Here is a 12,369-nt window from a genome sequence, read left to right as displayed (position 1 = left end):
TGCTCCAGCGCCATCGGACCTGGGTTATCACCGCTTCAGGCACACAGGTCATTGAGTATGGACACCAAAATCTTTTCCGTTAATTTCCGGTATATCAATACGCTGATCGTGATTCTGACCACCTCAATTTTCATCGGTCTCATCACGCGTGAATACCGCGATCTGGAAAGATATATGGGCTACGTGGCGGAAAATGGACGATCCGCGCTCTCCCATGCGGAATATATCAACCAGAATATGGCGTTCCAGCTTTCCCGGGCTTTTTCAGTTTTGCCTGCCTCGCCAGGTGTGCAAAAGAATAAGCGTGACAAGGTGTGCGAACATCTTGAATCGGCCAACGGTGTTCAGGGGTTAAACCTTAGCAACCAGACATATCGTGGTTTAAACGGGACATTGCAAACCCGGAATGCGGACTGCCAGGTCTGGGCCGAGGATGTTCCTGCGCTTTCTGTTATTCAAAATGATCATCGGATATCGGTGTCAAAATATACCTTCTCCAGCTATCGCGGCTACATTTTCAATAATATCCGCTATTATATCGATCTGATCAATAATTATATTTATATTAATAAAATCATTGACGTTAATAAATACCAGTTTGATAACTGGTTAGTCCGTGATGATAACGTGATCGATATCACTCGCAGCGCCCATACTATCAGCATCGATCGTCGCGCATTGAACGATTTACTCCATGGTGAGAGCATCACTTCCCATATTTACCGGGACGGCTACACCAAGAAAAATATAATTAGTATGCTCACGCCAGTTTTTCAGAACGGTTTAATCAAAGGCATCATTGTCACCGATGTTAATATTGATGATTTGACCACTGCGTTTTACACTGCGGACCGCCCGGTACTCTGGCGCTTCCTGTCACTGTATGTCACGGATGAGTCAACCGCTGGTGATATTTATTTCCATCGTTCGATACTCAAATCTATTAACATCATTAAATACCAGGCGAACTTAACACCGTTATATAAGCTGAATGTTAAACTTGACCTTATCTATTTTATTATCAATAACTTATGGCTGGCATTCATCTATACCCTCAGCACCTGGCTGCTTTGTCGCTACACGAAAAAGCAAATGGCACGTCATGCTGAACTGTCCAAAGATAATATTACGGATACCATGACCGGCCTTTATAACCGAAAAGTGTTGAACGACGCGCTAAGTCATAAAATAGACGCGGCATTGGCAAAGCATATTCCTGTTACGCTGGTGTCTATCGACAGCGATGGTCTGAAGAAAATCAATGACACCCTCGGACACCATATGGGCGATAAAGTCATTCAGTCATTAGGCCGCGCCATCGAGCAGTCGATTCGTAAAAGTGACTATGGCATCCGTGCTGGCGGCGATGAATTTCTATTAATTCTCTTCGATACCGACTACGCGAAAAGCTTAGACGTCATCGCCCGCATCAAAGAAAACCTGCGCCATACCGATAAAGACAAGCGGGTCTCCTTTTCGCATGGCAACTATCCATTAGAAGCTGGCGATTCTCTTGAAAGCGCGATCAACAAATCCGATCAGCTGTTGTACGTTCACAAAAGAAATAAACATGCCGTACCCGGTAAATAACCTGTGCCGTCTCTCAGGGATGTCGGTAACCGATGTCCGGGTTCTGGAGGTGAACAAAATCACAGCGCGCCCAGTTGTAGTTCACTTTGACGAGCTTGAGTTCTCCTGAAACCGTACCAAAGCGCCGCGCCTGATTCTGCTGGAAGTATCGTCGCAAGTGTGCGGGCAGAAAACGGGCTTGGTAGCGCAATAGCGTACTGTGCCAGAAAGGGGCCGGAAGCGGCGTAGCAGTGTGCCGGGCAAGCAGTTCTTGTTTCCAGGGTGATGCCAGAACTTTCTGACAAAATGCGTGGCGCATCGCAACCGCCGCCTCATCCGGAATCCCGGCAAGCAATAGCTGGCCAGGCAGGGCAACCAAACGCAATTCTCTGACCGTAATACGTCGGGCCTGATAGTCAGCCCACATTTCACCTAATTGCGAAATCTTTTCGGGAAGGACCTCGTTTTCAGCGTATAGCGGGAGAGTCAACGGTAAAAAGGTAAAATGAAAACACGCTTCCGGCAACCTGTCCGCCAGTACGTCGTCGCGCACCAGATCGTTTAGTTTATTGAAAAGCTGCTGTATTTGAGCAGGCATTGTGGGCCGTATGCCCGTTGCAAGCGCCAGCTTTGTTGGGTCATAGTCCGGCGTCTCGCGAATGCTACCGATACCCTCGTTTTCCAGCCAGGTCGCCTGGGTCTTCTCGTTCGTTGATTGATAAACGCTATCCAGGTGAATCACTTTCATCTTAAATTGTCATCATGCATAGGATGAAGCATTGGCGTACGCCGTTGCCGTGAATGAAAAAATCTGCTTTAACCCGGTTAACTTTATTTTATCTGAGTTGAAACAACGCCCCTCTGGCTCACAGTTTATCGATCTTCGCAACGGCTATCTGCCACGTTTGCCCACGCGATGCGAGAGTCTGCTGCTGGAATCGAATGGCTTTCTTTGCATCTCTATCGTGAACGCCCCGGACTCCTTAGACGCCCTCTCCCTCACGCAACGTCCCGCATCCTATGCCGGCCTGCTGGCTAAGTTTAGTCGACAGGATAATCGCCCGCCGCCAGGCCCACCGCCCGCAAGTTTGCCGGGGATCCTGTTCGGGCCAGGAGACTCTCGTGATGTAGGTTCAAAACCGATCGCGGCTCTTACAGATGATTGTATCCACTGGATTTTTTCAATGCTTTTAAAGAGTTAAAGAATTGCTGTATAATGACGTGCACTTTAACTAAAAAATGAGTGCGACCATGATTGATTTAACTTTGCCATTAACCGACATTCACCGCCACCTTGACGGCAATATTCGTGCCCAAACCATTCTCGATCTTGGCCGCCAGTTCAATATCACCCTTCCGGCAACCTCACTCGACACGCTGATCCCCCATGTACAGGTCACCAGTAATGAACCCGATCTGGTCAGCTTCCTCGCCAAACTGGACTGGGGGGTAAAAGTTCTGGCCTCGCTGGAAGCCTGTCGTCGCGTGGCTTATGAAAACGTCGAGGATGCGGCACGCAATGGTCTCCACTACGTTGAGCTGCGTTTTTCCCCGCGCTATATGGCCATGACCCACCAGCTGCCGGTCGACGGCGTGGTTGAAGCCGTGATTGCCGGCGTACGCGAAGGCAGCCGCGATTTTAATGTCGAAACCCGTCTGATTGGTATTCTGAGCCGGACATTCGGTGAAGCGGCCTGCCAGCAAGAGCTGGACGCGCTGCTTGCCCACCGCGACGCGATCACCGCCCTGGATCTGGCGGGTGATGAGCTCGGTTTCCCGGGCAATCTGTTTATGGAACACTTTACCCTCGCTCGCGATGCCGGCTGGCGTATTACCGTGCACGCCGGCGAAGCGGCCGGTCCGGAAAGCATCTGGCAGGCTATACGAGAACTAGGAGCAGAGCGTATCGGACATGGCGTAAAAGCGGTCCAGGATCCGGCTCTGATGGATTATCTTGCGCAGCAGCGTATCGGTATTGAGTCCTGCCTGACCTCCAATATCCAGACCAGCACCGTGGCATCACTGGCAGAGCATCCGCTCAAAACGTTCCTTGAACACGGCGTTCTGGCATCCATTAATACCGACGACCCGGCGGTACAAGGTATCGACATCATTCACGAATACACCGTGGCCGCGCCGGCAGCCGGCCTGAGTCGCGATCAGATTCGCCAGGCGCAAATTAATGGTCTGGAACAGGCGTTTCTCAGCAACCAGGAAAAAGCGGCGCTGATTCAGCGCGTTCAGCAGGCCTGACCCTCAGCCCGGCGGCCTCGCTGCCGGGCAAAGACTCTAGATCAGACTCAGGGTGGCGCGATGTTTCGCCGACTCCAGACCGAGCTCAATCAACTCCATAATCTGAATCGCCTGGCTGGCAGGCACCGGATTTTCGCCGCTGCCATTCAGGGTGTCGCGAATGGCGGCATAGTAAGCCGGGTAGTTGCCCGGCAGAGTGAGCCAGTTTTCCGTCGTGCGAGCGTCCCCTTCAACCCGCGTCAGCACCCCGTCGCGCATATCGTATCCCCAGTCTTCCTGCGGCAACCGCTCGCCATTTTTCAGCCGCTCCTCCTGCGGATCCAGCCCATATTTGACATAGCTTGCCCGGGATCCATGAACGATATATCGCGCGGTTTCTGCTGCCGCCAGCAGCGTACCGTGCAACACGACCCGCCGCTGGGGATAAGCCAACACGGCGTGGAAATAGTCGGTAGCCTGGGCGCCCGGACGCAGCTGCGCCAAATCAACGGTCATACTGACCGGCAGGCCAAATAAATTGACGACCTGATCAAGAAGGTGCGGCCCCAGATCGTACCAGATTCCGCTTCCCGGGCCGCCCTGTTCGCGCCAGCGGTTACGCACCTCTGGACGATAGCGATCGAAGTGCGATTCGACGTAACCTACCTCGCCGAGCAGCCCTTCATGAATCAGCGATTTCAGCGTCAGAAAATCGCTATCCCAGCGGCGGTTATGAAAAACGGACAGCAGTCTGCCGCAGCGTCTGGCCACGGCCTCCAGCTCTCTCGCCTGTGACAGTGTCACGGTAAAAGGTTTATCCACGACCACATGCTTGCCCGCTTCCAGCGCCGCTTTCGCCAGCGGGAAATGGGTATCGTTTGGCGTAGCGATGACGATCAAATCAATATCGGGGTTGCTCAGTAAGCCTGCGGGTTCAGCCACCACGTTCACCAGAGGCCAGTCGGCCTGGACTTTCTTTTCATCGCTACTGGACACCGCGGCCAGCGTCATTCCCGGCGTACCGCTGATTAACGGCGCATGGAAAGTTTTACTCGCATATCCGTAGCCAATCATCCCCACCCGGATAGTGTCACTCATCTTGCTGCCCTCTCATTCAAGGATTTTTGCCCTCTGATAACTATAAGCTTCAATTGATTTATTAGCTTTGCTTATGCTTCTCAAGCGTTCACCTTTACAGCAATGGTGATAATACTCTTCCGACAGCCCTTGCGTTACTCTCCCCATTTAGTAACATTTACTCCTGTTTTAACTTTTAATTTCAGGATTATGGCAAACGTTTTTAACCGAATTGTAGAACTTATTGGTTGGGTTGTATTTGGCGTCTCAGCCCTGCTTTTGGTTATCGCTCACCACATTGATAACTACCAATCCCCGCCTCCAGCTAATGTTGTGCAAACGACCTCGCTGCCCCATTAGCCTGTCAGCCTCTGCTGACGCTAAACAGTGACCCACTTCGCAAGTGTGCAACCGGTTTCAGAAACCGGTTGCACAGCGATAAACGCATTCACTACACTCTCTTTATCATTCGATAAGGAGTTTTTCATGGCCGCATTTCCGCAACATTTTCTTTGGGGCGCCGCCACCGCAGCCTATCAGGTTGAAGGCGGTCACGATGCCGACGGTAAAGGCCCGTCAATCTGGGACATATACGCCCATCAGCCCGGCGCGACATTCGAGAACACCAATGGTGACGTCGCCGTCGATCACTATCATCGTTTTCGCGAAGACGTTGCCCTGATGGCCGAAATGGGCCTGCAAAGCTACCGTTTCTCTATCTCCTGGCCTCGCCTGCTGCCTCTCGGCCGTGGCGAAGTTAACGAAGCGGGCGTCCGGTTTTATAGCGATTTGATCGATGAGCTGCTGGCTCACAATATCGAGCCGATGATTACGCTCTATCATTGGGATCTGCCGCAGGCGCTGCAGGATGAAGGGGGCTGGGAAGCACGAAGCACCGCCGAAGCGTTCGCCGAGTATGCCCGCCTGTGTTACGCGCGCTACGGTTCCCGGGTGAAGCTGTGGGCAACCTTCAACGAAACCATTGTGTTCATCGGTCACGGCTATATTAACGGCTGTCATCCGCCGGCGGTACGCGATCCGGCGCGCGCTATCCAGGCCTGTCATCACGTTTTTATTGCCCACGCGCTGGCGGTTAAACAGTTTCGCCAAAGCGGTATCAAGGGTGAGATTGGGTTCGTTAATGTCCTGCAGCCGCATACGCCGCTCACCGACAGCGCAGAAGATCGCCAGGCCAGCGACATGGCGGACGCAATACATACGCACTGGCTATACGATCCGGTGTTAAAAGGCCATTACCCCGAGTCGCTTTTGCAGCAGACCCAGACCCTGTGGGGTGTTCCGCAGTTTGCTCCCGGCGATGACGCGCTGCTGCGTGACAACCGCTGCGATTTTATTGGACTCAACTATTATCGCCGTGAAACCGTCTCAGCCCGACCTCAGGAGGGTCCCAGCGGCGGTGAACCGGGCGTCGAAGGTCTGTTTTATTTCGTGCGTAACCCGCAGAGCACCTATACCGAATGGGGCTGGGAGATTTGGCCGCAGGGGTTAACCGACGGCATAATGATGATCAAAGCACGCTATGGCGATATTCCCATTTACATCACCGAAAATGGTTTAGGCGCGAAAGATCCGATTATTGATGGCGAAGTCGTTGACGATCCGCGCATCGACTATCTTAGCAGCCATATTAATGCGCTGGAAAAAGCCCTTGAGGCGGGGGCCGATGTCCGCGGTTATTATCCGTGGTCGTTTATTGATCTGCTGAGCTGGCTGAACGGTTACCAAAAACAATACGGTTTTGTGTATGTCGATCATCAGCAAGGGCTCGCCCGTAAACGGAAAAAGAGCTTTTTTTGGTATCAAAACGTTATTGCCAGCCGGGGCAAACAGCGTTAATCTTCTCTCCCAGGCGCCGCCCGGCGCCTGATTTAGCCCTAGAATATTCTTAAATTTCTTTTGACTACCCCAGGAATGAAATCATTTCTTGTCTTTAGTATTTACAACCTAAATAATTTCATCCGGCCCGTTAAGAAGGCACCGTTTGTTGAAAGTTGGTTTACCGACAGTTGTTAATATTCGACTTGTTTATTCCGATTATAAAATGGAACCGCAAATGACCGTTCAGGACTACTTATTAAAATTCCGTAAAATCAGTTCCCTTGAAAGCCTTGAAAAACTTTTTGACCATCTTAACTATTCCCTGACCGACACCACGGAAATCGTCAACATGTATCGCGCAGCCGATCACCGCCGGGCAGAGCTGGTTTCTGGCGGTAAATTGTTCGATGTCGGGCAGGTTCCGAAATCCGTCTGGCGTTATGTGCAATAAAAACTGTTCTCAGCCATGCCAGTTGCTTATACTCCCGCTCTTTATTTTGATTGAATCCGGGAGAAATCATGTCTTCTCACTCTGCAGAACGTATCGGCGGGTGGCTGCTGGCACCGCTCGCATGGCTACTGGTTGCTCTGCTTAGCACTTCGCTGTCGCTGTTGATCTTTGCTAATGCGTTGATGAGCTCCCGGACCTACGCCCTGCTGGCGGAAATGAGCGCCGGGCACCTCCTGCTTTGGGTGGGGTCGCTGCTGTTCGCCCTCGCCATGTGGTACTATACCCTGTGGCTGACCATTGCGTTTTTCAAACGGCGAAGCATCGTACCAAAGCACTATATTATCTGGCTGCTCATCTCTCTGCTGCTGGCGATAAAGGCCTTTGCTTTTTCACCGATTTCAGACGCGATGGCCTTGCGCCAGCTGCTGTTTCCGCTTCTTGCCGCGGCGCTGTTAGTCCCCTATTTCAAACGTTCCGCACGGGTTAAGCGAACCTTCGTGAATTCGTAATAACCCCACAGTTAACCTGTTGTCGCCGGTATCGATTTATTCGATAATAGGCGGCTTTTTCTGTTTTCAGGTCGAGTTGATGGCTGATTATTTACTGCTCTTTATTGGTACTGTCCTTGTGAACAACTTCGTGCTGGTGAAGTTTCTTGGACTGTGCCCGTTTATGGGGGTTTCCAAAAAACTGGAAACCGCAATGGGGATGGGGCTGGCCACCACCTTTGTGATGACGCTGGCCTCAATTTGCGCCTGGCTGATTGATACCTGGATTCTTATCCCGCTTAACCTGATCTACCTGCGGACCCTGGCTTTTATCCTGGTTATCGCGGTAGTGGTGCAGTTCACCGAGATGGTGGTGCGTAAAACCAGCCCTGCCCTGTATCGACTGCTGGGTATTTTCTTACCGCTGATCACCACCAACTGTGCGGTGCTCGGCGTCGCGCTGCTGAATATTAACCTCGGGCATAACTTCTTGCAGTCCGCGCTCTACGGTTTTGCCGCCGCGGTCGGTTTCTCGCTGGTGATGGTGCTGTTCGCCGCTATTCGCGAACGGCTGGTGGTTGCGGATGTGCCTGCGCCGTTTCGTGGTAATGCCATTGCCCTGGTTACTGCGGGTTTAATGTCGCTGGCATTTATGGGCTTTAGTGGTTTGGTGAAGTTGTAATATGAGTGCAGTCTGGATAGCCGTGATCGCCATTAGCCTGTTGGGGCTCATTTTTGGCGTGATTCTGGGATACGCCTCCCGTCGGTTTGAAGTAGAAGATGATCCCGTTGTTGAAAAAGTCGATGAGCTTCTTCCGCAGAGTCAGTGTGGACAATGCGGCTACCCCGGCTGTCGTCCTTATGCCGAGGCCGTCGGCACTCAGGGTGAGAAAATCAACCGCTGCGCCCCAGGCGGCGAAGCGGTGATGCTAAAAATTGCCGCTCTGCTGAACGTCGACCCGCAGCCCATCGATGGCGATGAACAACAACTCGAGCCTGCACGCATGCTCGCGGTCATTGACGAAAATAACTGTATCGGCTGCACAAAGTGTATCCAGGCCTGCCCGGTTGATGCGATTGTCGGCGCAACTCGCGCAATGCACACCGTGATGAGCGATCTTTGTACCGGCTGTAATCTTTGCGTCGCGCCCTGCCCGACGCAATGTATTGAAATGGTTCCTGTCGCGACGACCACTGAAAACTGGAAGTGGGACCTGCACACTATTCCAGTACGCAATATTCCTGTGGAACAACATGTTTAAGCTATTTTCCGCGTTCAGAAAAGATAAAGTCTGGGACTTCAACGGCGGTATTCACCCGCCTGAAATGAAAAGCCAGTCTAACGGCACGCCGCTGCGCCAGGTTTCCCTGCCGCAGCAGTTTGTGATCCCGTTAAAACAGCATATCGGCGCTGAGGGTGAGCTCTGCGTGCGGCCTGGCGATCGCGTACTGCGTGGTCAGCCGCTGACCCGCGGCTGGGGACGAATGTTGCCGGTTCATGCCCCGACCTCCGGTACCGTCAGCGCCATCGCGCCGCACTCGACCGCTCACCCTTCCGCCCTCGCCGAGATGAGCGTCATTATCGATGCCGACGGTGAAGACCGGTGGATTGAGCGTGACGGCTGGAGTGATTACGCAAACAAAACCCGTGAAGAGCTCATCGAGCGTATTCACCAGTTCGGCGTGGCCGGGCTGGGCGGCGCGGGATTCCCGACCGGCAGCAAATTACGCGGCGGCGGCGACAAAATTGAAACCCTGATTATTAACGCCGCTGAATGCGAACCCTATATTACCGCCGACGATCGCCTGATGCAGGATTGCGCAGCGCAAATTATCGCCGGCATCCGCATCCTGGCCCATATTTTACAGCCGCGCCAGGTGCTGATCGGTATTGAGGATAATAAACCGCAGGCCATCTCGATGATGCGGGCAGTCCTTGCCGATGCTCACGGTATCGAACTGCGGGTGATTCCCACCAAATACCCGTCCGGCGGCGCGAAGCAGCTGACGCAGATCCTCACCGGCAAACAGGTTCCCCACGGCGGGCGCTCGTCGGACATCGGCGTGCTGATGCAAAACGTCGGTACCGCCTATGCGGTTAAACGTGCGGTGATCGACGGTGAGCCGCTGACCGAGCGCGTTGTCACCCTCACCGGCGAGGCGGTTACCCGTCCTGGCAACGTGTGGGCGCGACTGGGAACGCCGGTTCGCCATCTGCTGGAAGATGCCGGCTTCTGCCCGAGCGCCGAACAGATGGTCATTATGGGCGGCCCGCTGATGGGGTTCACCCTGCCGTGGCTTGACGTTCCGGTGGTCAAAATCACCAACTGCCTGCTGGCGCCATCGGCAAGCGAAATGGGCGACCCCGAGGAAGAGAAAGGGTGTATTCGCTGCAGCGCCTGTGCGGACGCCTGTCCGGCCGATCTGCTGCCGCAGCAGCTGTACTGGTTCAGCAAAGGCCAGCAGCACGATAAAGCCACCGCCCATAACCTGGCCGACTGCATCGAATGCGGCGCCTGCGCTTGGGTCTGTCCGAGTAATATTCCGCTGGTACAATATTTCCGTCAGGAAAAGGCCGAGATTACGGCTATCCGTCAGGAAGAAAAGCGTGCAGCGGAGGCCAAAGCCCGCTTTGAGGCCCGCCAGGCTCGCCTGGAACGGGACAAAGCCGCACGCCTGGAGCGCCACAAACAGTCTGCTGTTCAACCGGCCGCAAAAGATCATGCGGCGATTAACGCGGCGCTGGCCCGGGTTCGCGAAAAACAACGCGATGCCACCCAGCCGATCGTAGTCCAGGCCGGCGCGAAACCGGATAACAGTGAAGCGATCGCCGCCCGCGAAGCTCGTAAAGCCGAAGCCCGTGCCCGCAAACTGGCGCTGCAGGATCAGGATACGGGGCAACTTGCGACCGAGGCTCACGTTCAGCCCGCCGCCGAAGCCGTTGACCCGCGTAAAGCGGCCGTTGAAGCGGCTATCGCCCGCGCGAAGGCCCGCAAGGCTGAGCAGCAGGCCGCCGCACCGGCTGACGTTCAGCCTGCAACCGAAGCCGTCGACCCGCGTAAAGCGGCCGTTGAAGCGGCTATCGCCCGCGCGAAGGCCCGCAAGGCTGAGCAGCAGGCCGCCACACCGGCTGACGTTCAGCCCGCCGCCGAAGCCGTCGACCCGCGCAAAGCGGCCGTTGAAGCGGCTATCGCCCGCGCGAAGGCCCGCAAGGCTGAGCAGCAGGCCGCCGCACCGGCTGACCTTCAGCCTGCAACCGAAGCCGTCGACCCGCGCAAAGCGGCCGTTGAAGCGGCTATCGCCCGCGCAAAGGCCCGCAAGGCTGAGCAGCAGGCCGCCGCACCGGCTGACGTTCAGCCTGCAACCGAAGCCGTCGACCCGCGCAAAGCGGCCGTTGAAGCGGCTATCGCCCGCGCGAAGGCCCGCAAGGCTGAGCAGCAGGCCGCCGCACCGGCTGACGTTCAGCCCGCCGCCGAAGCCGTCGACCCGCGGAAAGCGGCCGTTGAAGCGGCTATCGCCCGCGCGAAGGCCCGCAAGGCCGGGCAGCAAGAGATGACCCAGACAGCCGCCAACGACGATCCGCGCAAAGCCGCGGTCGCCGAAGCAATCGCCCGCGTTCAGGCCAGGAAAGCATCCCGGCAGGCAGTTAACGAGGAATAAATGGTTTTCAGAATCGCAAGCTCTCCTTATACCCACAACCAGCGTCAGACCTCACGGATTATGCTGCTGGTTCTGCTCGCAGCCGTACCCGGCATCGCGGTTCAGACCTGGTTTTTTGGCTGGGGAACCGTGGTGCAGCTCGTCCTCGCCTCCCTCACGGCCTGGGCGACAGAAGCCGCCATCCTCAGGTTGCGGAAACAGAATATTGCCGCCACGCTTGCCGATAACTCCGCGCTACTGACCGGTCTGCTGCTGGCCATTAGTATTCCGCCGCTGGCTCCCTGGTGGCTGGTCGTTTTGGGTACCGCCTTTGCCGTTATTATTGCCAAGCAGCTGTACGGGGGGCTGGGCCACAACCCGTTTAACCCGGCGATGATTGGCTATGTTGTGCTGCTGATCTCATTCCCGGTGCAGATGACTTCCTGGCTGCCGCCGCATGAAATTGCGGCCACCGTTCCGGGCTTCACCGACGCCCTGCAGGTTATTTTTAGCGGTCACACCGCCAGCGGCAACGATATGAACGCCCTGCGGCTGGGGATCGATGGCATCAGCCAGGCTACGCCGCTGGATACGTTTAAAACGTCACTGCATGCCGGTCATGCGGTGAAGGAGATCCTGCAGTACCCGATCTACGGCGGCACGCTGGCCGGTCTTGGCTGGCAGTGGGTCAATATCGCCTATCTGGTCGGCGGTCTGTTTTTACTCTGGCAGAAGACTATTCGCTGGCATATCCCGCTGAGCTTCCTGCTTAGCCTGACCCTCTGCGCCACCCTGGGCTGGCTGTTTTCACCGCAGAGCTTCGCGGCCCCGCAGATTCATCTGCTTTCCGGCGCGACCATGCTCGGCGCATTCTTTATTTTAACGGATCCGGTTACCGCCTCCACCACCAACCGCGGCCGCCTGATATTCGGCGCCCTCGCGGGTCTGCTGGTGTGGCTCATCCGCAGCTTTGGCGGTTATCCTGACGGTGTGGCTTTTGCCGTGCTGCTGGCGAACATTACCGTTCCGTTAATCGACTACTACACGCGCCCGCGCGTCTATGGCCACCGCTGA

Annotated in this window: 13 protein-coding genes; 11 read left to right on the top strand and 2 right to left on the bottom strand. The window is 55.1% G+C overall.

The genetic code is table 11. The annotated features are described in order from the left end of the window. The first annotated feature begins 57 nt into the window (after window positions 1-57). Complete coding sequence (gene dgcJ, locus DSD31_RS11610; RefSeq protein ID WP_113991054.1) at window positions 58-1,590, top strand: diguanylate cyclase DgcJ; 1,533 nt, start codon at window positions 58-60, stop codon at window positions 1,588-1,590. Window positions 1,591-1,603: 13 nt separating this feature from the next. Here dgcJ and DSD31_RS11605 read toward each other — a convergent pair whose 3' ends face one another. After that, window positions 1,604-2,317 (bottom strand): hypothetical protein, encoded by a 714-nt coding sequence (locus DSD31_RS11605; protein ID WP_032717608.1) that lies wholly within the window; start codon window positions 2,315-2,317, stop codon window positions 1,604-1,606. Window positions 2,318-2,348: 31 nt separating this feature from the next. Here DSD31_RS11605 and DSD31_RS26175 point away from each other — a divergent pair, with 31 nt between their 5' ends. Continuing rightward, on the top strand, window positions 2,349-2,771 hold the full coding sequence (locus DSD31_RS26175) for a hypothetical protein (RefSeq protein WP_125041307.1): 423 nt from the start codon (window positions 2,349-2,351) through the stop codon (window positions 2,769-2,771). Window positions 2,772-2,820: 49 nt separating this feature from the next. Then, window positions 2,821-3,822 (top strand): adenosine deaminase, encoded by a 1,002-nt coding sequence (gene add / locus DSD31_RS11600; RefSeq protein WP_099144353.1) that lies wholly within the window; start codon window positions 2,821-2,823, stop codon window positions 3,820-3,822. 36 nt (window positions 3,823-3,858) lie between these two features. Here add and DSD31_RS11595 read toward each other — a convergent pair whose 3' ends face one another. Further along, entirely contained in the window at window positions 3,859-4,899 is a 1,041-nt protein-coding gene (locus tag DSD31_RS11595) for an oxidoreductase (protein WP_004862635.1), read from the bottom strand. Window positions 4,900-5,088: 189 nt separating this feature from the next. Between DSD31_RS11595 and blr the strand changes: the two genes are divergently transcribed. The 8 genes from blr to rsxD all read left to right on the top strand — a co-directional run bounded on the left by blr (window position 5,089) and on the right by rsxD (window position 12,369). Further along, window positions 5,089-5,238: a division septum protein Blr gene (blr, locus tag DSD31_RS11590; protein WP_071824612.1), complete on the top strand. Its 150-nt coding sequence runs from the start codon at window positions 5,089-5,091 to the stop codon at window positions 5,236-5,238. A gap of 126 nt (window positions 5,239-5,364) precedes the next feature. Beyond that, a complete protein-coding gene (locus DSD31_RS11585; RefSeq protein ID WP_004862640.1) occupies window positions 5,365-6,735 on the top strand; it encodes a GH1 family beta-glucosidase in 1,371 nt (456 codons plus the stop codon). Window positions 6,736-6,952: 217 nt separating this feature from the next. Continuing rightward, window positions 6,953-7,168: a transcription modulator YdgT gene (gene ydgT / locus DSD31_RS11580; protein ID WP_004862642.1), complete on the top strand. Its 216-nt coding sequence runs from the start codon at window positions 6,953-6,955 to the stop codon at window positions 7,166-7,168. A gap of 68 nt (window positions 7,169-7,236) precedes the next feature. Further along, complete coding sequence (locus tag DSD31_RS11575) at window positions 7,237-7,677, top strand: DUF2569 domain-containing protein (protein ID WP_004862645.1); 441 nt, start codon at window positions 7,237-7,239, stop codon at window positions 7,675-7,677. A gap of 79 nt (window positions 7,678-7,756) precedes the next feature. Beyond that, a complete protein-coding gene (rsxA, locus tag DSD31_RS11570; protein WP_004862649.1) occupies window positions 7,757-8,338 on the top strand; it encodes an electron transport complex subunit RsxA in 582 nt (193 codons plus the stop codon). A 1-nt stretch (window position 8,339) separates the two neighbouring features. Continuing rightward, on the top strand, window positions 8,340-8,918 hold the full coding sequence (gene rsxB, locus DSD31_RS11565) for an electron transport complex subunit RsxB (protein ID WP_015584207.1): 579 nt from the start codon (window positions 8,340-8,342) through the stop codon (window positions 8,916-8,918). Continuing rightward, window positions 8,911-11,316: an electron transport complex subunit RsxC gene (gene rsxC / locus DSD31_RS11560; RefSeq protein WP_113991053.1), complete on the top strand. Its 2,406-nt coding sequence runs from the start codon at window positions 8,911-8,913 to the stop codon at window positions 11,314-11,316. Before rsxB ends, rsxC begins: the two co-directional genes overlap by 8 nt. After that, on the top strand, window positions 11,317-12,369 hold the full coding sequence (gene rsxD, locus DSD31_RS11555; protein WP_004862657.1) for an electron transport complex subunit RsxD: 1,053 nt from the start codon (window positions 11,317-11,319) through the stop codon (window positions 12,367-12,369). It begins immediately after the preceding gene.

The organism is Klebsiella sp. X13 (assembly GCF_003323835.1).
GTDB lineage: Bacteria > Pseudomonadota > Gammaproteobacteria > Enterobacterales > Enterobacteriaceae > Klebsiella > Klebsiella ornithinolytica.
Note: the sequence above shows the minus strand (reverse complement) of the source record. Positions and strands in the feature narration are given on the sequence as shown.

What these genes read in the sequence shown, in the direction of transcription:
- dgcJ (WP_113991054.1), top strand. Translation starts at nt 58, where the DNA reads ATGGACACCAAAATCTTTTCCGTTAATTTCCGGTATATCAATACGCTG.
- DSD31_RS11605 (WP_032717608.1), bottom strand. Translation starts at nt 2,317, where the DNA reads ATGAAAGTGATTCACCTGGATAGCGTTTATCAATCAACGAACGAGAAG.
- add (WP_099144353.1), top strand. Translation starts at nt 2,821, where the DNA reads ATGATTGATTTAACTTTGCCATTAACCGACATTCACCGCCACCTTGAC.
- DSD31_RS11595 (WP_004862635.1), bottom strand. Translation starts at nt 4,899, where the DNA reads ATGAGTGACACTATCCGGGTGGGGATGATTGGCTACGGATATGCGAGT.
- blr (WP_071824612.1), top strand. Translation starts at nt 5,089, where the DNA reads ATGGCAAACGTTTTTAACCGAATTGTAGAACTTATTGGTTGGGTTGTA.
- DSD31_RS11585 (WP_004862640.1), top strand. Translation starts at nt 5,365, where the DNA reads ATGGCCGCATTTCCGCAACATTTTCTTTGGGGCGCCGCCACCGCAGCC.
- ydgT (WP_004862642.1), top strand. Translation starts at nt 6,953, where the DNA reads ATGACCGTTCAGGACTACTTATTAAAATTCCGTAAAATCAGTTCCCTT.
- DSD31_RS11575 (WP_004862645.1), top strand. Translation starts at nt 7,237, where the DNA reads ATGTCTTCTCACTCTGCAGAACGTATCGGCGGGTGGCTGCTGGCACCG.
- rsxA (WP_004862649.1), top strand. Translation starts at nt 7,757, where the DNA reads ATGGCTGATTATTTACTGCTCTTTATTGGTACTGTCCTTGTGAACAAC.
- rsxB (WP_015584207.1), top strand. Translation starts at nt 8,340, where the DNA reads ATGAGTGCAGTCTGGATAGCCGTGATCGCCATTAGCCTGTTGGGGCTC.
- rsxC (WP_113991053.1), top strand. Translation starts at nt 8,911, where the DNA reads ATGTTTAAGCTATTTTCCGCGTTCAGAAAAGATAAAGTCTGGGACTTC.
- rsxD (WP_004862657.1), top strand. Translation starts at nt 11,317, where the DNA reads ATGGTTTTCAGAATCGCAAGCTCTCCTTATACCCACAACCAGCGTCAG.